Below are 16,724 nucleotides of genomic sequence, written 5' to 3' on the forward strand. Positions count from 1 at the left end.
CGCCCGAGGAGCGTCGGCGTGCAGTCGTGTTTCTGCGGTGTGGTCGCCGGCCGCCGCGCGCTCACAGGCGGGCGGCGATGTGATCGGCAGCCTTCAACGCCAGCGCCGCGATCGTCAGCGTCGGGTTCATCGCGCCCGCCGTCGGGAACACGCTGGACGACGCCACGCTGAGATTCGAAAGGTCGTGCGTGCGCAACCGCGGGTCCACCACGCTCTCGGCGGGGTCGGTGCCCATCCGCGTCGTGCCCATGTGGTGGAACGCCGGCCCGGTGTCCTCGGGGCCGACCGTCCACTCGATGTCGGCCCCGAGTTCGGTGAGGATCTCGCGCTGGATCTCGTTGGCGCGCTCGATGGTGCGGCGCTCGTACGCCGACAGCGACCACACCACGTCCGGAACCGGGTTGCCGTGGGCGTCAGTGCGCTCGGGGTGGAGTCGAACCCGGTTCTCCGGCCTGGGTTGCTGTTCGACGAGTCCGCCGACCGCGATGTGCGTGCCGGAGGCGTCCCGGATGCGGTCGCACATCGCGTCCCCCCAGTCGTCGCCCGACAGCGCCATCTCGGCCGGGCTGGGGCCGGCGTAGTTCAGGAACTCCAGTTTGATCGCGCCCCGCGAGCCGTCCGGCCGGTCGTAGTACTGGTGGCTCTCGGTTGTGTTGAAGCCCACGTGGTTCTGGCGAGTCGGCTCGTCGAGGGTGCCGCCGGCGCCCGCGAACAGGTGGTCCATGAAGTACCGGCCGACCAGCCCCGAGGAGTTCGCCAACCCGTCGGGGTAGCGGTCGCTGTCGGACAGCAACAACAGCCGCGGCGTCTCGATCCCGCCCGCCGCGAGCACGAACTCGGTGGCCGACTGGCGGTGGGTGGTGCCGTCGGGGGTCGCGTACACGGCCCCAGTCACGCGATCCCCCGCGGCGTCGTGTTCGAGGCGCTGGACGGGTGCCTCGTCGATGACGCGCGCGCCGGCGTCGGTGGCACGGTCGACGTGAACGGTCGCATCGTATTTCGCGCCCGACGGGCAGACCGGCTGGCAGGTCCCGTACCCGACACACGCGCGCCGCGTCTCGCGGCCGGCGGACAGTCGCGCGTTCGGCACCGAATGCGTCGCGATGCCCAGGGACTCACAGGCGTCGGCGAACAGCGAATCAGAGTAGCTCGGCGGGAACGCCGGCTGAGGGTGTGGCTGCTCGCGGGGCGGCGCGAAGGGGTTGTCGCTCGCCCCCGACACCCCCAGTGCTGACTCCGCGGCGGCGTAATACGGCTTGAGGGTGTCGTAGTCGAACGGCCAGTCCGCGCCGACACCGGTGGCCGACGCCAGGCGGAAGTCCTGCTCGTGGAGGCGCATCACCATGCCCTGCCAGTGCAGCGTCGACCCACCGACGCCTTTCACGCGCGCCGCGTTCAGCGGGTAGTATCGGTCGCCGGTGGACGCGTAGGCGTCCCGCGGGCCGCCCATTTCCCACACCGACGCCGGGCCGTGTGCGGGGCGGATCGAGCGCTCCATGCGGCGCTCGCGGTCGGCGGCGTCGAACCGGGGTCCGGCTTCCAGGACGACCACGCTGTGGCCGTCGCTGGCAAGGCGGTCGGCGATCAGCCCTCCGGCCGGCCCGGCCCCGATGACACACACGTCGGCGTTCGGGGACGGTCGCCGGTTCATTGTGGGCCTCGCTGGTAGGACGCAGTGCCACCGGGGTGTCCCGGCGGGTTCTCGATGCCGACGAGCTCGCCGCCAGTGGGCGTGGTGAACAGCGCGTACAGGAGTTCGTTCACGAGGTAGTATCGGACGCGCTCGCGGTCGCTCCCGTCGGGGTCCGGGTCAGCGGTGTCGACGCCGAACCCGGACAGCAGGTCGTCGGCGCGCTCCGGGTCCAAGGCCGCGAAGTCGGCGTCTGCCCACGACTGGCAGTACGCGTCAAGCGCGTCGACGGCGTCGGCGACGCCGCTGGCGTACGAGCGGTGCTCGCGCACACGGGCGCCGCTGTACTCCCTGACGAACGACTCGACGCCGTCGAGTTGGCTCGGGTAGACGACGGCGGCGACGGCGACGAGCGTGTCGCTCACGTGGTCGTCGATGAGCGGACCACCGGAGTCGTTCGAAAGAGTGACACCTGCGCCGGCTGCGACGCCACCAGCGGCCAGCGCCGCGAGCACGTCTCGGCGCGTTAGCTCCATTCACCGTGTATTAGGTGAGCCTAAACTTCAGGATTGCGTTCCCGGCACGCCGCCCACTACGCGGGCGGCTCGCGCACAACCGTGTGTTCGAGGGTGCCGACGCCCTCGACGGACGCCGCAACGCGGTCGCCATCGGTGAGCTCGCCCACGCCCGGCGGCGTCCCGGTCAACACCACGTCGCCCGGCCGCAGCGTCACGAACGCCGTGATCTCGGCCAGCAGCGTGGGCACGTCGAAGACGAACTGCGAGATCGACCCGGACTGGCGGCGCTCGCCGTTGACGTCCAACGTCACGGTCGCGTCGTCGGGCACCTCGTCGGGGGTTGCGACCACCGGCCCGAGCGGACACGAGCCGTCGAACGCCTTGCCGCGGACCCAGTTCTGCTCGCGGTCCTGGTCGGTGCGGTTGGACACGTCGTTGGCGACGGTGTACCCCTCGACGGCCGCCATCGCAGCCCCGGCGTCGAGGTTGCGGGCCTGGGTGCCGATGACGACCGCGAGCTCCGCCTCGTGTTCGACGCGTGTGTTCGGCGGGAGCGGCGTGGCGTCGCCGTGACCCGCGACCGCAGTGGGTGGCTTCAAAAACAGCAGCGGGCGGTCCGGAACGTCGGCGTCCCGCTCGTCGGCGTGCGCCGCGTAGTTGCGGCCCACGCAGACGACCTTCGACGGGTCACACGGCGGCAACACGTCCACACTCGCTCGGTCGAACGCACGCCCGGCGGCGGCGACGACCTCCGCATCGGGGTCGTACTCGCCGACCCGCACAGCGCCGGCCGGCGTGCGAAAGCGCATTCGGTGCACGCTCCCGGGTTCCGGCGGTGGTCGCTTCAGGGTTGTGGCACCGGCAGCCCCGAACACCGCAGCGCGCACATTTAAGGGCTGTTCCGGCGTACAGGGGGATGTTATGGAGCTTACTTGGTTCGGACACTCGACGTGGCGCGTAACAGTCGGCACCACCGATCTCCTCGTCGACCCCTTCTTCGACAACCCCCACACCGACACCGCTCCCAGCGAGGTCGCTGTCGACCACGTCCTGCTCACACACGGCCACGCCGACCACATCGCACACGTCGGCGCGTTCGCCGACACCCACACCGTCGGCACCCCCGAAGTGACCGGCTACGTGGCCGACGAAACCGGCGTCGAAGACACCACCGGGATGAACCTCGGGGGGACCGTCGAGCTCGGCGACGCGTTCGTGACGATGGTGCGGGCCGACCACACCAACGGCCTGGAAACCGGCTACGAATACTCCGGCGGAACGCCCGTCGGATACGTCATCTCGGACGCCGCGCCCACGCAGACCGGCGACGGCGACGCCACGACGTTCTACCACGCCGGCGACACCAGCCTCCAATCCGAGATGAAAGACGTCATCGGTCCCTACCTCGACCCGGACGCCGCCGCCGTCCCGGTCGGCGACCACTTCACAATGGGACCGATGCAGGCCGCTGTCGCCGTCGACTGGCTGGACGTTGACGTTGCGTTCCCGATGCATTACGACACCTTCCCGCCCATCGAGGTCGACACCGCGGACTTCGAACGCGAGGTGAACGCCACCGGCAGCCAGGCCGACGTTCACGTGCTCGACGGCGACGAAACGGTCGACCTCTCGGACGCGCTGTAGAACCAGGCTGCACTCCCACCGGCGTATTTTGACGCGTATGGCCGAATCAACAGCGGCATCGGCTTCACTCAGCTATTGGCTCCCCTCACGGTTCCGTTGGTCTCCCCAGCCGGACACAGCCATGTTTTTAGTTCCTGTCTTTTGTATTATGATATGATGTCGTGCACCCGTCGGAAGGCCCTGGCTGCAGTAGGGACGACCCTCTCGCTGTCCGGCTGTGCGAGGATCGCTCGCCCGTCGTCAGAACGGGCGGCACCCACAACTAACGAACCGAGCGACACTGAACACGCGGTTGAGACGCATTCAAAGCCGACGTTCGTGGGTGACTCGTTCCCGCTCTCGGTAGAAGAAGACGCAAACACCGTCGACGAACTAGCGGATGCCAGTCTCGTTTTCGTATCCCCCGAGACGTCGTTGAGCGACCGGAAACTCGTTGATGCCGTCTGTGGTGGATCGCTGATTGCGTTTGTTGGATCCGAGGCGGGCAAGCAGCTGGGGGCAACCCTCAACGAAGGAAATGCCCGTCAGTGTCTCCCGTACGCCACCGAGGGTGGCAGCGGTGCCGTCGTCGCGGGTGTTCATCCAGCAGCGGGTGAGTTGGTGACACATTATTACGGGTCCTCAGGAGACAACACCCAGCAGTACAAGTACAGCGCCCTGAACGACTTGAGTTCGTATTTCAGCTCCGACCAGTGAACTGCCTCGGGGCCAAGCCCCGCGGCACTCGGCCTGCTCCGACCCATACGCGGTCGTTGGCAGTGGATCGTTGGGCTGGACTCGACGACCGCGAGAAATCACAGCGGGCAAGCGCGGCGGGGTTGTGCCGCCCGACGAAGCATATCCCCCGAACAGCGTTGCTGGAGGGGCCGCGTGACCACGTACGAGGAACACCCGTCGCTGCCGCGACCGTAGCTCTCGGAACCGATCCCGCCGGAAGAACAACGCTTACACTGGCGGCGGGCGATCATCGAAACGCAATGACCATCGAAGTAACCAGCACCTCGGCGGACGGCTACACGACTCAGTCCCGAATCGGGGACTTCGAACTAACCATCGACGCCACGGACGAGGACGGCCCGAACCCGAACGCGACGCTGCTGGCGGACTACGCGTCGTGTTTCATCCCGGCGTTCCGCGTCGGCGGCCAGAAGGAAGGCTTCGACGACCTCGGCCGCATCGACATCGACGTGGAGGGTGACCTCGACGACCACGACGACCTCACCGCGATCCGGTTCCACCTGCTCGTCGAGGAGGACCTCGACGACGAGGCGTTCGACGCCATCGCGGACCGCGCCGAGGACATCTGCCACGTGCACAGCGCGCTCCGTGCGGACCTCCACGCGGAGCTGTCCGCCGAGACCGGCGCGTTCTGAGCGCGCGATCCGAGCGGCAGCCGACACACCACCTTGTTCTTTGCGCGGGCGTCGCAGCATACAAACACGTCCCCATCGTAGCCGTGGGTATGACTGCCGATTGGCAGGACCGCATCGTCGGCGCTCGCATGAGCGTCGACGACGCGTTCGCCGACCGCGTGCAGGCCTCTGATCTCTCCCGCCCACAGTGGGGGCTCGTGATGACGGCCGTCGAATTCGAGTTCCAAGACCCCGACGACCCGGCTGCCGCCCGGATCGTCGCCGACACGTCCGGCCTCGAGCACGTGTTGCCGGAGATGGAGACGGTCGACAGACAGATGGCACCCGGCGGGCCGGCCGGTGGCGGGTCCGGAACCAGTTCGGGGGTCGTTGACGGCATCAAGAACGCGCTCGGCCTCGGCGATGACGGCGGTGGGGACCACGAGGCACTCGCCACCGAGGCCGAAACGCTCGCAAGCGCCTACGCCGACGAACTCCAGGCGTATCTCGAAGACGAAGGCCGATTCGATGCGGTGCGCCAGGCGGCCGCTGACGCCGAATAGTCGGGTCGCCGGATCACTCGGCGTCGGCACCGAACAGCGACAACTCTTCGGCGTCGTGAGCGGTCAACAGCTCCGCGACGAGTTCGTCGTAGGACTCGTCGTCGGACTGCAGAGCCTCGAGTCGCTGCACGGTCTCCTCGCTGAGTATGACCTTCGGCATACGCATCTGTAGGCTGTGACACACCATAAATCCGGGGGCGGGAAGGTTTTTGCCAGTGCGCGCCGATCGACCACCCATGAGTGACGGCTTCAACCTCGACCTCCGGCGCGCCGAGGACGAACTCGACACCCCGGCTGACTTCGACGGCAATGTCACCCTGGGTGTGCTCGACGGCACCACACCCGACGAAGAATGGGTCGAGGAGGTCACCCGCGGGAACGTACTCTTCTTGGCCGTTGATGGCGACCTGAACGCGCTCGCCGAGGGGTTTGCAGGCACGGTCAAAGACGCCGGCGGCTCCCTCGTACATTTCCGGGAGTTCCTGGTCGTGTCACCGCCGGACGTGGACGTCGACGCCGGCCGCCTGTAGGACGACTAGCCGGCTACCAGGTGAGCCCGTCGTAGGTCAGGTCCGCCTGCGGGTCCACAATGCGCCGGCCGTCGACGACGACGCGCTCGGCCATGGCGTCGAACTCGTCGTCGAGGGCCGCGAACTCGTCCCAGTCGGTGACCACGACGGCCCCGACCGCGTCGGCGAGCGCGCCCGCCGCGCTGTCGGCGTACGTGACCTCGGGGCGCTGCTCGGCCATCTTCTCGGCCGCCACGGGGTCGTACGCGACCACGTCGGCCCCCCGGTCCTGGAGCCCGTCGATAACCGGGACCGCGCGCGTGCCGCGGATGTCGTCGGTGCCCGGCTTGAACGACAGCCCCAGGACGGCGACACGCTCACCGGCAACGTCGACGTGACCGTCCAAAAGCGAAAGCAGGCGTTCGGGCTGGCGGTCGTTGACCTCGACGGCGGCCTCCAACATCGCCGGCTCGTAGCCCGCGTCCTTGGCAGCCGCCGTGATGGCCGCAACGTCTTTGGGGAAGCAGCTTCCCCCCCAGCCGACCCCGGACCGGAGGAACCGGCCGCTGATGCGGTCGTCCTCGGAGATCGCGTCGGCAACCTCGTAGGCGTCGACCCCGAGCTCCTTGCAGATGTTCCCCAGATCGTTGATGAGGCTCACCTTCGACGCCAGAAACGCGTTGTTGGCGTACTTGATCATCTCGGCCTCCCGCAGCCCCGTCTCCACCACGGTCGCATCGCCGGCCTCCGCGAGCAGTGGCTCGAAGACCGCGTGCAACTGGTCGTAGGCGGCGTCACGGCGCGCGCCGAACACCACCTTATCCGGGTGGCGGAAATCGTCCACAGCAGACCCCATCCGCAGGAACTCCGGATTCATCGCGAGCAACGGGTCGTCGAATCCGGCGCCCACGAGCGCGGATTCGACCACGTCCTCGGTCGTCCCGGGAACAACCGTGCTCTTGACCACGACCATGTGGTCGTCGGCTCCGGCCAGCGCCTCGCCAAGCGACGCCGCCCCGGATTCCATGATGGACGTGTCGATGCTCCCGTCCTCACGCGCCGGCGTGGGGAGCGCGAGGAACGTTACGTCCGTGTCACGAACCGCCTCGTAGTCCGTGGTGGCGCGTAGTCGCGTCCCAGCGTGTGCGTCGATCCGCTCGGCGAGCCCGGGCTCGTGGATCGGTGCGTCGCCGTCGTTGATCGCCGCAACGACGTCCGCGTCCACGTCGACGTTCACGACGGTGTGTCCGAGCTCGGCGAAACACGCCGCGATCGTCGTGCCGACGTACCCACTCCCAACGATGCTCACGTCCATCCAGTGGTCACCATACGCACCGGTACTCAGCGGCTACACAAAGTTGATTCGCCACACTGCAGGGGGGTGTCGTCAGGGTCGCCCCGCGAAGATCGCGTCCGCCGACGTCTCGTTCCGGTTGAACGACGTGATCGTCGCCTGGATCACGTCCCCGGGGGAAACGCCGGCCGGCACGTCGGTGGTGAACACGACGAAGCCCTCGACCTTCCCGACGGCGACACGGTCACCGGAGTGATGATCAGTGAACTCCGTCACCCCGAACTCGTAGGTTTCGCCCAGCGACACCGGCGGTGTGCGTTGCTGGGCGTCCCGGTGTGCGCGCTGGGACTGTCCGGCAGACGACCCGCTGCGACGCCGCCACACAACCCCGACGGCGAGCAGACAGAGCACCGCCGCCCCGGCACCGATCATGATCGTGTTCATGCTGCCAGCATCCCAGCGCGCGCCCTACAAGCCATCGACTCAGCGCCGCCGCCTCAGCCCCGACACGAACCGCGACAACTCGGCCGCGAGACCGAACAGCGCGACTTCGACCCCGAGTGCAGGCGGTAACGCGAGCGTCCTGCCTAGAATGCGGCAACGACCATCGGCGTACCCCGTTTTAAGACCGTGGTGTGCGTACTACGGGTATGCCACTCAAACAAACCGGGCGTGCGGACGCGATCACGGAGATCGACCGCTTCGAGGGCGGTGTCGGCTGGATCGCGTACCCAGAGGAGACCATGCAGCGCGCGAGCCACGCGCTCGCTGTCCCGTCAGCCGACGACGAGGACGCCGAGGCCGACGTCTGGGTGATCGATCCGGTCGACGGCGACGGTGTCGACGAGCTGCTCGCGGAGCTGGGTACCGTCACCGGCGTCGTCGTGCTGATGGACCGCCACGCCCGGGACGCCGAAGCCGTCGCCGACCGCCACGACGTTCCGATCTACGTGCCCTCGTACGTCGACCCCGAGATCGACGCCCCCACCCAACCCATCACCGGATCGCTGCCTGGCACCGACTTCGAGCTCGTGCGCACCGTCGACTGGCCGATCTGGGACGAGGCCGCGCTCTACGACGGCGAAACGCTCGTCGTCGGGGACCTCGTTGGCACGGTCGACTACTTCCTGACTGGCCGCGAGCACGTCGGCGTCCACCCGATGCTCCGGATAGCGCCGCCGTCGCCGCTGACCGACTTCACGCCCGACCGCATCCTCACCGGACACGGTGACGGAATCATGCAGACCGCCGCCCGCGACCTCGAATACGCCGCCGACGGCGCGCGCCGTCGCGCACCGAAGGCGTGGCTGAACAGCCTGTCCTCGATGCTGTCGTAGGCGTCGGCATCGGTCACTTGTTTAGGCGCTCGATGCGGCGGGTCTGCTCGCGGTGCAGGGTCACAATCAGATCCGACAGCAGTCCGAACATCAACAACTGCACCCCGAACAGCACGCTCACCCCCGCGACGAGTGCGATCACCTCGTGGCTGACCCCGTGCAACAGCCAGTCGTACGCCACGTATCCCGCAAGCGCCACGCCGAGCGTGCCGAACCCCGCGCCGATGCTCCCGAAGTAGAACAGCGGGTTGGACGTTTTCGCGAGACTGTACAGTGTTAGGATGATGCGCGCCCCATCCGAGATTGGATGCAGGTTGGTTTCCGAGTCGTCGGGCCGCGCCCGGTAGGTCGTCGGCACGACCCGCGTCGTGATGTTGTGCCGCGAACACTCCACGGCCATCTCCGTCTCGATACCGAACCCCTCCGCCGAGAGAAACATTCGGTCGAACGATTCAGCCGTGAACGCCCGATAGCCGGAGAGAATGTCGCCGTAGTCTTCGCCGTGGATGCGGTAGAACGCGCGATTGATGAGACGGTTCCCGATCTGGTTGAAGCTGCTCATCGCGCCCGGTCGCATGTCAGCCGTGCGATCGCCGACAACGTGTTCGGCTTCCCCAGCGACGAGTGGATCGAGGAGGCGTGACGCCTGCGCGGGCGGGTTCGTGCCGTCGCCGTCCAACAGCAGCACATACGACGCCTCGATCAGACTCACGCCCTCGCGGACGGCCTGCCCCTTCCCGTCGCCGGACTGCTGGACGACTTCCGCGCCGTGTTCGGCCGCGACGGCCGCCGTGTCGTCGGCCGAGTTCCCGTCCACGACGAGGACGTGGCCCACGCCGACCTCGAAAAGCCCGTCGATCACGTCGGCGATGGTCGCCGCTTCGTTCCGCGTCGGAACGAGCGCGCACACCTCCTCGTACTCCTCGCTCATTACCTTGGCGTGGACGGGGTGACCGCAAAAACGTTTTCTTCGACTGCGAAGAAACGCCGTATTGATACGTAGTCGAAGCAAACCTGACGCCGACGAACAACCCGTGAGTTACCTATGAGATACGGTCGAACGTCGATCATTCACTTTCTCTCGAAGCTCGTCATGTCGTTCTCGGGGTTCATCGCGACAGTGGTTTTGACTCGGACGCTCGGCCAAGAGCAGTACGGCACGTACGTGGTCGTACTATCGGTTCTGTCCTGGGTCGTTATCGGGGGGAAACTAGGGCTCCCACAGGCGGTTCGGAAGCGAGTCAGCGAAGCAGACGGTGGAAATTACGTCGTTTCTGGGGCGCTGGCACAAGTCGGCCTGTACGCAGTAGTGGCCACTTGCATCTGGATCACACGTCCCTACCTGAACGACTTCATGGGCCTCAGCGTGACCTGGGTGCTCGTTTTGATGCTCGCAGTTCGACTCGCTCTCGGCTTCGTACGAACTGTCCTCGAGGGGCAGCATCTTGTTCACGTTTCAAGCGTCCTTTCGCCAGTCGAGTGGACGAGCCGGAGCGCCGTACAGGTCGCGCTCGTTCTGTCTGGGTCCGGCATTGCGGGTGCCTTTGCTGGTTACATTGTGGGCGCCATCGTGGCGGTTATCATTGGTGCGTACTTCGTATCGATTCCCGAGAAACTGCCCTCTCGCCGCGAATTCTCTCGTCTCAAGTCCTATGCGCAGTTCTCCTGGCTCGGCTCCATCAAAGGACGAACGTTCCTCTCAATGGACACCATCGTTCTCGCAGTGTTCGTTTCCAACAGTTTCATTGCGGTCTACGAGGTGGCGTGGAATTTGGCATCACTGTTCGCCATATTCGGCATCTCCATCTCAAGGACGCTGTTCCCGGAGATGAGCGAGATCTCGTCCAACGAAGGGACGGAAGACGAAATCGCAGGGCTTCTCCGCGTCAGTTTGGCGTATTCCGGGCTCTTCATCATTCCGGGGCTAGTTGGCGCCGCGCTCCTCGGCGACCTCGTTCTCACCATCTACGGCCCCGGGTTCGACACTGGCTACTACGTTCTCATCGTTCTCACGTTTGCCCGCCTCTTGTATGGGTATATGGGGCAGTTCCTCTCTACCATCAACGCACTCGACTATCCGGGCCGGACGTTCAACATCAACGCTGTCTTCGTCGTGGTGAACCTCATGCTGAACCTCACTCTCACGTGGCAGTTCGGCTGGTACGGGGCAGCAGCAGCGACGACAACGTCGGCGGGTATGGGCTTGATACTGGGCTACTACTACGCAAAACAGGTGGTCGACGTCACCATCCCGTTCATGGAAGTCGGAAAGCAGTGCCTGTCGGCGGTTATTATGGCTGCCATCGTGAGTGTCGGCCGACTCAATACCGCCGAATCACTGCCAGTTGCGGTCGTACTCGTCGGGATCGGCGCTTGTGCTTATTTCGCGTCCTTACTCGCTCTCTCTCGGGAGTTCCGCACGACTGTTGAGGATAACCTCCCCTTCCAGTTCCCCACGATCGGACCACGGTAGACCGGTCACTTCATCACTCTCGATCCTGCTACGAAAGGGTATATGAGGACGAACGTTCGGGAGTGGCTCGCGGAGATGCGACAACGGTTCCGTGAGAACCCCGTCCGCGCCCCACTCTACGTCGTGTACACGTGGTACCTAGTGATATGGTACGCAGTGACTTCACGGATGTCACTTGGAACCAACGTTTACGAGCGAGACTGGGACGTGCTCCTGATTCTCGACGCTTGCCGTATCGACACGCTCCGAGAGGTTGCCGACGAGTACGAATTCATTGACGACGTGGAGACAATGTGGTCGGTTGGGAGTCAGTCAGACGAATGGATGGCGAACACGTTCACAGAGGAGTATCGGCCAGAGATCGAGAAAACACACTACGTGACTGGGAACGGCCACGCCAGCCAACTATTTGAGCGCCACAACCTTCCGCCGAAGAACAACACGACTCCGCTCGACGTCTCCCGATGGAACCTCGAAGATCTCTCGACCTTCGACGCCGTCGACATGGTGTGGCAGGACCATCACGACGAGACATACGGGGTAGCGCTCCCGCGAAGCATGACCGATCACGCCATCCAGGCGTCTCGGGATAACAACCCAGACCGACTGATGGTCCACTACATGCAGCCCCACCGACCGTACATCGGGCACGCGATACGTGAGGGCAGGCCTCCGACCGAACTAGAGCAAGAGGGGTACGAACAACTCGAAGCTGGTGAAGCCGACAGAGACGTAGTCTACGACATGTACCGGGAGACACTCAGGTTCGTCCTCGACGATATCGAGGAGTTGCTGGAGAACCTCGACGCCGAAACCGTCGCGATCACTGCAGACCACGGTGAATCATTTGGTGCGTGTGGGGCCTATGGTCACCCGGAAGGGTTTCCCTATCCGATCGTAAAGAAGGTCCCTTGGGTGGAGACGACAGCGACTGACGAACACTCTAGAGAACCCGACGTGGAGTCGTCTCAGACTGATCAAATCGATGTCGAGGAGCATCTTGAGGATCTCGGCTATCGTTGATTCGACCGATCTTATCGGCGGCCCACGTACGAACGTATTTAAATATTCGTCTGTAACCGCGATTCATGCAAGCAGTCGTGCTCGCTGCGGGTGAAGGAACCCGACTCCGTCCGCTGACAGAGGACAAGCCAAAGGGGATGGTAGAGATAGCCGGGAGACCGATCCTCACGCACTGTTTCGAACAGCTCGTTGCGTTGGGTGCTGAGAAGATCGTCGCCATCGTTGGCTATCGGAAGCAGAACATCATCAGCCATTACGGCGACGAGTTCGACGGGGTTCCGATCACCTACGCGCACCAGCGCGAGCAGAACGGACTAGCGCACGCACTGCTCAAAGCCGAAGAACACGTCAACGAGGACTTCATGCTGATGCTCGGGGACAACATCTTCAGGGCGAACCTGGAGGACGTTGTGAGCCGCCAACAGGAGGAGCGGGCGGACGCAGCGTTCCTTGTCGAGGAAGTCGGTTGGGACGAGGCCAGCCGATACGGCGTGTGTGACACCAACGATTACGGAGAAATCGTTGAGGTGGTGGAGAAGCCTGAAGACCCGCCATCGAATCTCGTAATGACCGGGTTTTACACGTTCTCGCCGGCGATTTTCCACGCGTGTAAGCTCGTCCAATCATCTAATCGCGGCGAGTACGAGCTTTCCGACGCGGTGGACCTGCTCATCAAGAGTGGACGAACCGTCGATGCGATTCCAATGGACGGCTGGCGGATTGACGTTGGATATCCAGAAGACAGGAACGAAGCCGAACAGCGACTACAAGAGAACAAGACCCAGTAGTGGGCTTCCCAGCTGTTCAGCCATCTGGTGTGCTACTTGAACGACGATGTCACGCCGCACTGTGTCGTCGTTTTCGCTTCGCCCCGTCTGTCCGACAGGTTAACTTGAAGAGTGACTGCAAAGCGGGTGAGACGTTTGAATGCTGGTGGTTCTTTGTCTTAATCACGGTATCGAACACGTTGTTTCCAATGACTGGATCAGTGGCCAGACAGTGATCAGTACTGGGCATTCATCCCCGAGGTTGTTGAGCAGTAAACACTCTCCTCGTGGTATTTTGCTCCCGCACCGACGAAGGCAGTCCCGACCGCAGGTATACAAGACTCTATGCCTGTGCTCAAATCAGACATACGTTCTCGTTTTCAACCGGCATATTTAATCTGCAGGTTCACGCAGGTACGCGTACCGTGATTTCCGGAAAGACCATGTTACTGACCGGTGGTGGTGGATCAGTAGGTAAGTCGCTAATACATCATTTTCTGAGCAAGGACCCATCGATAATTCGTGTTTTTGATAACAACGAGCCGAGCCTCTCGGAACTCGGGGCAGAGGTAGATGACGACCGACTCCGATATCTGGCCGGTGACATCCGCGACAAGGACCGTCTCGAGCGTGCGATGGAGGGTGTCGACATCGTCGTGCACACGGCCGCGATGAAGCACGTCGACATCTGTGAGTACAACCCGTTTGAGGCAGTCCAAACCAACGCAGTTGGTCTCCAGAACGTCGTCGACACTGCGATCGATGCGAACGTCGACCGTGTCGTCTTCACATCAAGCGACAAGGCAGTTGACCCAGCCAACACCATGGGGACGACGAAACTTCTCGGCGAGAAACTCATTACAGCTGGTAACAAGCATGCGGGTGGCAGAGACATCAGGTTTGCATCCGTTCGGTTCGGGAACGTTATTAACTCCTCGCAATCTGTAGTTCCGTTGTTCAAGCGTCAGATCAGGGATGGTGGACCGGTAACGCTGACCGATCCACGGATGGCTCGGTTCTTCCTTACCTACGACGACGTTGCTGATCTCGTTGAATCCGCAATTGAGTCGATGAAAGGTGGGGAGATATTCGTTTACAAGATGCCAACAATCAATATCGAAGACCTTGCACAAGCACTCATCGAGGTTCTCGCACCGAAGCATGGCTACGAACCAGGAGACATCGAAATCGATGTTATCGGTCGGCGGCTTGGTGAGACGTTCCACGAAGAGGTCATGACGGAGCGTGAAACGCTACGAGCAGTGGAAAATCAGTCACTGTACGCTGTGCCTCCTGAAACAACCGAAGGAAACGGCTACCTCTCCCACGAGGGACTGGACGGGTTTTCTCAGACAGATAACGTCACCAGGACCACTGCACAGGCAGAGCCACTCTCACTCCCGGCGATCAAGTCATTACTTATGAACAACGACCTACTAGAGGGGAATACGTGACCAACCACGTCGTCGTCACGGGAGCCGCTGGATTCATTGGTCGATGGGTTACTCGAGAGCTGCTCGATCGAGGCTACTCAGTACGAGGGCTTGACGACTTGTCGAATGGCAGCGACCGGAACGTCGCTGAGTTCGAGGACAAGCAGAACTTCGAGCTGACTGTTGGCGACGTTAGAGACGCAGAGACGGTTGAATCGCTGTTTGGTGATGAGACCGTTGCCTGCTTCCATCTCGGGGCAAAGATTGACGTCGAAAGAAGTCTCAACGATCCGCAATCGCACTTCACAACGAACGTCACAGGAACCCACAACGTTCTCGAAGCATGCCGGAAGACCGATACCAGACTCGGGCTCGTTGGGACGTGTATGGTGTACGACATGGCGGGTTCTGGGGGCGGAATCAACGAAGATCATCAGACAAAGCCGGCATCACCGTATGCGGGGTCAAAACTTGCGGCAGAAGATCTCGCGGAGGGGTATTATCATGGATATGACCTTCCTGTGGTCATACTGCGTCCGTTTAACACATATGGACCGTTCCAGAAGAGCGACATGGCTGGCGGTGTCGTCTCGATATTCACACGGCGTGACATCGAAGGGAAGCCGTTGAAGATATTCGGAGACGGTACACAGACACGAGACCTCCTGTACGCGACAGATTGCGCCCGATTTATTGTTGAGGCGACCTTTGATGACAACGCTATCGGCGAAGTCCTGAACGCTGGCACTGGCACAGACATCTCGATCAACAGCCTCGCCGAGCTGATCGCGTCTGAAGACACTGATATCACGCACGTCGATCACCATCACCCGCAAAGCGAGGTACAGAAGCTTCGCTGTGATCGGACAAAGGCACAGGCCCTCCTCGACTGGGAGCCGGAGGTCAGCCTTGAGGAGGGGGTGAGTCGGCTCCGTGAATGGATGCGCACACACGAATCATTTGATCCACAACAATGACGAGGACACCCGCAAGATACGGCGGCGACCCGATCAGGGATACGACGCTCGGATACGGCGGACAGAGCATTGACGCGCGAGACAAAGAAGCGGTCGCCGACGCACTTGACGGCGACTATATTACCAGGGGGCCAACAGTTCAGCGCTTCGAAGAGCGTATTGCAGATGTCGTTGGCGTCGACCACGCCGTCGTAACTACCTCCGGGACTACAGCTCTCCATCTGGCTGGTCGGGCGGCAGGATGGGGTGACGGCGACGAGGTCATTACGACACCGCTTACGTTTGCGTCTACAGCGCACGCTGCAACCTATACCGGGGCTGAACCCGTCTTCGCCGACATCGATTCGGAAACCAGAGGGCTTGATCCTGATGCGGTCCGAGACCAGATCACTGCAGACACTGTCGGTCTCATACCGATGCACTACGGCGGGCACCCGGCAGACATTGAGGGGCTACTTGAAGTGGCCGACGACCACAATCTGACGGTCATCTGGGATGCCTGTCACGGGTTCGGTGGGACCTGGGACGGTGAAGGTCTCGGGGCACAACGTGATATGGCGTCGTTTAGTTTCCATCCGGTGAAAAACATCACCACTGGTGAGGGCGGTGCAGTAGTCACGGACGACGAAGACCTTGCGGCTCGTCTTCGCAGTCTCCGGTCGTTCAATATGGACTACAATCCATCGGGTCACGAAGATCAGCCGTGGTACCAGGTCGTTGAGGGACTGGGGTACAACTACAATATGACGGACATGCAGGCTGCTCTGGGCCTCGCTCAGCTAGACCGGTTGGATGCGTTCAAATCCCGCCGCGACGAGATTATCAGACAGTACGACAAGACGTTTGCAGACGTTTCTGGTATCCGCACGCCCCCAGCTACCGACGGTGCGAGCCCGTTCTATCACCTGTATGCGGTCGAAATCGGCACTGGGTTCGGTTGCGACCGCGGCGAGTTCGTGGCTGCGATGCATAGCGAGAACATCGGAGTGCAGGTCCATTACGTTCCCCTCCACTATCATCCATTCTTCCAGGAAGAGTACGGATACCAGCGAGGTGACTTCCCGGTGACAGAGGCAGTTTACGATGGCCTGGTCAGTCTTCCGTTGTTTCCGGAGATGACAGACGAAGACATCGAGGATGTCATCACCGCAGTCCGCCGAATACAGTCCTATCATGCGGAGTAGATGGATTTATTCGGCCGGTA

Annotated in this window: 19 protein-coding genes; 12 read left to right on the top strand and 7 right to left on the bottom strand. The window is 62.9% G+C overall.

All coding sequences use genetic code 11. The features are described 5' to 3' along the window. Positions 1-61: 61 nt before the first annotated feature. The 3 genes from JT689_RS05485 to JT689_RS05495 are packed head-to-tail and all read right to left on the bottom strand — an operon-like array spanning position 62 to position 2,966. Positions 62-1,651 carry a GMC family oxidoreductase gene (locus JT689_RS05485; RefSeq protein ID WP_205251726.1) on the bottom strand — a complete coding sequence of 530 codons (1,590 nt, stop codon included), beginning with the start codon at positions 1,649-1,651 and terminating at the stop codon, positions 62-64. After that, the gene (locus JT689_RS05490; RefSeq protein WP_010902741.1) at positions 1,648-2,166 is read right to left on the bottom strand and encodes a gluconate 2-dehydrogenase subunit 3 family protein; all 519 of its coding nucleotides are present in this window, start codon (positions 2,164-2,166) and stop codon (positions 1,648-1,650) included. The genes JT689_RS05485 and JT689_RS05490 overlap by 4 nt, the downstream gene beginning before the upstream one ends. A 56-nt stretch (positions 2,167-2,222) precedes the next feature. Then, positions 2,223-2,966, bottom strand: a complete 744-nt coding sequence (locus JT689_RS05495) for a fumarylacetoacetate hydrolase family protein (RefSeq protein WP_205251727.1) — start codon at positions 2,964-2,966, stop codon at positions 2,223-2,225. A gap of 103 nt (positions 2,967-3,069) precedes the next feature. On the opposite strand from JT689_RS05495, the gene JT689_RS05500 reads away from it, so the two are divergent. The 4 genes from JT689_RS05500 (at position 3,070) to JT689_RS05515 (ending at position 5,707) form a co-directional block, all read left to right on the top strand. Further along, complete coding sequence (locus JT689_RS05500) at positions 3,070-3,792, top strand: metal-dependent hydrolase (RefSeq protein ID WP_010902743.1); 723 nt, start codon at positions 3,070-3,072, stop codon at positions 3,790-3,792. A gap of 153 nt (positions 3,793-3,945) precedes the next feature. Further along, complete coding sequence (locus JT689_RS05505; RefSeq protein ID WP_205251728.1) at positions 3,946-4,488, top strand: hypothetical protein; 543 nt, start codon at positions 3,946-3,948, stop codon at positions 4,486-4,488. 281 nt (positions 4,489-4,769) lie between these two features. Beyond that, entirely contained in the window at positions 4,770-5,165 is a 396-nt protein-coding gene (locus tag JT689_RS05510; RefSeq protein WP_012289270.1) for an OsmC family protein, read from the top strand. A gap of 89 nt (positions 5,166-5,254) precedes the next feature. Then, entirely contained in the window at positions 5,255-5,707 is a 453-nt protein-coding gene (locus tag JT689_RS05515) for a DUF5799 family protein (RefSeq protein WP_205251729.1), read from the top strand. Positions 5,708-5,720: 13 nt separating this feature from the next. On the opposite strand, the gene JT689_RS05520 is transcribed toward JT689_RS05515, so the two are convergent. After that, on the bottom strand, positions 5,721-5,867 hold the full coding sequence (locus JT689_RS05520; protein ID WP_012289271.1) for a hypothetical protein: 147 nt from the start codon (positions 5,865-5,867) through the stop codon (positions 5,721-5,723). A 76-nt stretch (positions 5,868-5,943) separates the two neighbouring features. Here JT689_RS05520 and JT689_RS05525 point away from each other — a divergent pair, with 76 nt between their 5' ends. Then, positions 5,944-6,237 (top strand): DUF5779 family protein, encoded by a 294-nt coding sequence (locus JT689_RS05525; RefSeq protein WP_010902748.1) that lies wholly within the window; start codon positions 5,944-5,946, stop codon positions 6,235-6,237. Between the two features lie 13 nt (positions 6,238-6,250). Here JT689_RS05525 and aglM read toward each other — a convergent pair whose 3' ends face one another. Together aglM and JT689_RS05535 are read right to left on the bottom strand one after the other, a co-directional pair. Next, positions 6,251-7,531 (bottom strand): UDP-glucose 6-dehydrogenase AglM, encoded by a 1,281-nt coding sequence (gene aglM / locus JT689_RS05530; protein ID WP_205251730.1) that lies wholly within the window; start codon positions 7,529-7,531, stop codon positions 6,251-6,253. Between the two features lie 72 nt (positions 7,532-7,603). Beyond that, entirely contained in the window at positions 7,604-7,954 is a 351-nt protein-coding gene (locus tag JT689_RS05535; RefSeq protein WP_205251731.1) for a TRAM domain-containing protein, read from the bottom strand. 206 nt (positions 7,955-8,160) lie between these two features. Between JT689_RS05535 and JT689_RS05540 the strand changes: the two genes are divergently transcribed. After that, positions 8,161-8,847, top strand: coding sequence for a hypothetical protein (locus tag JT689_RS05540; RefSeq protein ID WP_205251732.1), 687 nt, complete (start codon positions 8,161-8,163; stop codon positions 8,845-8,847). 13 nt (positions 8,848-8,860) lie between these two features. Here the strand turns inward: JT689_RS05540 and aglJ are convergent, their stop codons facing one another. Then, positions 8,861-9,778 carry an S-layer glycoprotein N-glycosyltransferase AglJ gene (aglJ, locus tag JT689_RS05545; RefSeq protein WP_205251735.1) on the bottom strand — a complete coding sequence of 306 codons (918 nt, stop codon included), beginning with the start codon at positions 9,776-9,778 and terminating at the stop codon, positions 8,861-8,863. A 114-nt stretch (positions 9,779-9,892) separates the two neighbouring features. On the opposite strand from aglJ, the gene JT689_RS05550 reads away from it, so the two are divergent. From JT689_RS05550 to JT689_RS05575, 6 genes are all read left to right on the top strand, one after another. After that, positions 9,893-11,320: an oligosaccharide flippase family protein gene (locus tag JT689_RS05550; RefSeq protein WP_205251736.1), complete on the top strand. Its 1,428-nt coding sequence runs from the start codon at positions 9,893-9,895 to the stop codon at positions 11,318-11,320. Between the two features lie 42 nt (positions 11,321-11,362). Continuing rightward, positions 11,363-12,343: a sulfatase-like hydrolase/transferase gene (locus JT689_RS05555; protein WP_205251738.1), complete on the top strand. Its 981-nt coding sequence runs from the start codon at positions 11,363-11,365 to the stop codon at positions 12,341-12,343. Between the two features lie 65 nt (positions 12,344-12,408). Next, positions 12,409-13,131, top strand: a complete 723-nt coding sequence (gene aglF, locus JT689_RS05560; RefSeq protein ID WP_205251739.1) for a UTP--glucose-1-phosphate uridylyltransferase AglF — start codon at positions 12,409-12,411, stop codon at positions 13,129-13,131. A gap of 404 nt (positions 13,132-13,535) precedes the next feature. Next, a complete protein-coding gene (locus tag JT689_RS05565; protein ID WP_205251740.1) occupies positions 13,536-14,564 on the top strand; it encodes an SDR family NAD(P)-dependent oxidoreductase in 1,029 nt (342 codons plus the stop codon). Further along, positions 14,561-15,520 carry a GDP-mannose 4,6-dehydratase gene (locus tag JT689_RS05570; RefSeq protein WP_205251741.1) on the top strand — a complete coding sequence of 320 codons (960 nt, stop codon included), beginning with the start codon at positions 14,561-14,563 and terminating at the stop codon, positions 15,518-15,520. The genes JT689_RS05565 and JT689_RS05570 overlap by 4 nt, the downstream gene beginning before the upstream one ends. Next, positions 15,517-16,704 carry a DegT/DnrJ/EryC1/StrS family aminotransferase gene (locus JT689_RS05575; protein WP_205251742.1) on the top strand — a complete coding sequence of 396 codons (1,188 nt, stop codon included), beginning with the start codon at positions 15,517-15,519 and terminating at the stop codon, positions 16,702-16,704. The genes JT689_RS05570 and JT689_RS05575 overlap by 4 nt, the downstream gene beginning before the upstream one ends. Positions 16,705-16,724: the final 20 nt, after the last annotated feature.

The sequence above is a fragment of the Halobacterium sp. GSL-19 genome, assembly GCF_016917855.1.
In the GTDB taxonomy this organism is placed as follows: domain Archaea; phylum Halobacteriota; class Halobacteria; order Halobacteriales; family Halobacteriaceae; genus Halobacterium; species Halobacterium salinarum.

Coding starts and splice junctions, on each gene's coding strand:
- JT689_RS05525 (WP_010902748.1), top strand. CDS start 5,944: ATGAGTGACGGCTTCAACCTCGACCTCCGGCGCGCCGAGGACGAACTC.
- JT689_RS05555 (WP_205251738.1), top strand. CDS start 11,363: ATGAGGACGAACGTTCGGGAGTGGCTCGCGGAGATGCGACAACGGTTC.
- aglM (WP_205251730.1), bottom strand. CDS start 7,531: ATGGACGTGAGCATCGTTGGGAGTGGGTACGTCGGCACGACGATCGCG.
- JT689_RS05520 (WP_012289271.1), bottom strand. CDS start 5,867: ATGCCGAAGGTCATACTCAGCGAGGAGACCGTGCAGCGACTCGAGGCT.
- JT689_RS05515 (WP_205251729.1), top strand. CDS start 5,255: ATGACTGCCGATTGGCAGGACCGCATCGTCGGCGCTCGCATGAGCGTC.
- JT689_RS05505 (WP_205251728.1), top strand. CDS start 3,946: ATGATGTCGTGCACCCGTCGGAAGGCCCTGGCTGCAGTAGGGACGACC.
- JT689_RS05575 (WP_205251742.1), top strand. CDS start 15,517: ATGACGAGGACACCCGCAAGATACGGCGGCGACCCGATCAGGGATACG.
- aglF (WP_205251739.1), top strand. CDS start 12,409: ATGCAAGCAGTCGTGCTCGCTGCGGGTGAAGGAACCCGACTCCGTCCG.
- JT689_RS05550 (WP_205251736.1), top strand. CDS start 9,893: ATGAGATACGGTCGAACGTCGATCATTCACTTTCTCTCGAAGCTCGTC.
- JT689_RS05510 (WP_012289270.1), top strand. CDS start 4,770: ATGACCATCGAAGTAACCAGCACCTCGGCGGACGGCTACACGACTCAG.
- JT689_RS05535 (WP_205251731.1), bottom strand. CDS start 7,954: ATGAACACGATCATGATCGGTGCCGGGGCGGCGGTGCTCTGTCTGCTC.
- JT689_RS05540 (WP_205251732.1), top strand. CDS start 8,161: ATGCCACTCAAACAAACCGGGCGTGCGGACGCGATCACGGAGATCGAC.
- JT689_RS05490 (WP_010902741.1), bottom strand. CDS start 2,166: ATGGAGCTAACGCGCCGAGACGTGCTCGCGGCGCTGGCCGCTGGTGGC.
- JT689_RS05500 (WP_010902743.1), top strand. CDS start 3,070: ATGGAGCTTACTTGGTTCGGACACTCGACGTGGCGCGTAACAGTCGGC.
- aglJ (WP_205251735.1), bottom strand. CDS start 9,778: ATGAGCGAGGAGTACGAGGAGGTGTGCGCGCTCGTTCCGACGCGGAAC.
- JT689_RS05485 (WP_205251726.1), bottom strand. CDS start 1,651: ATGAACCGGCGACCGTCCCCGAACGCCGACGTGTGTGTCATCGGGGCC.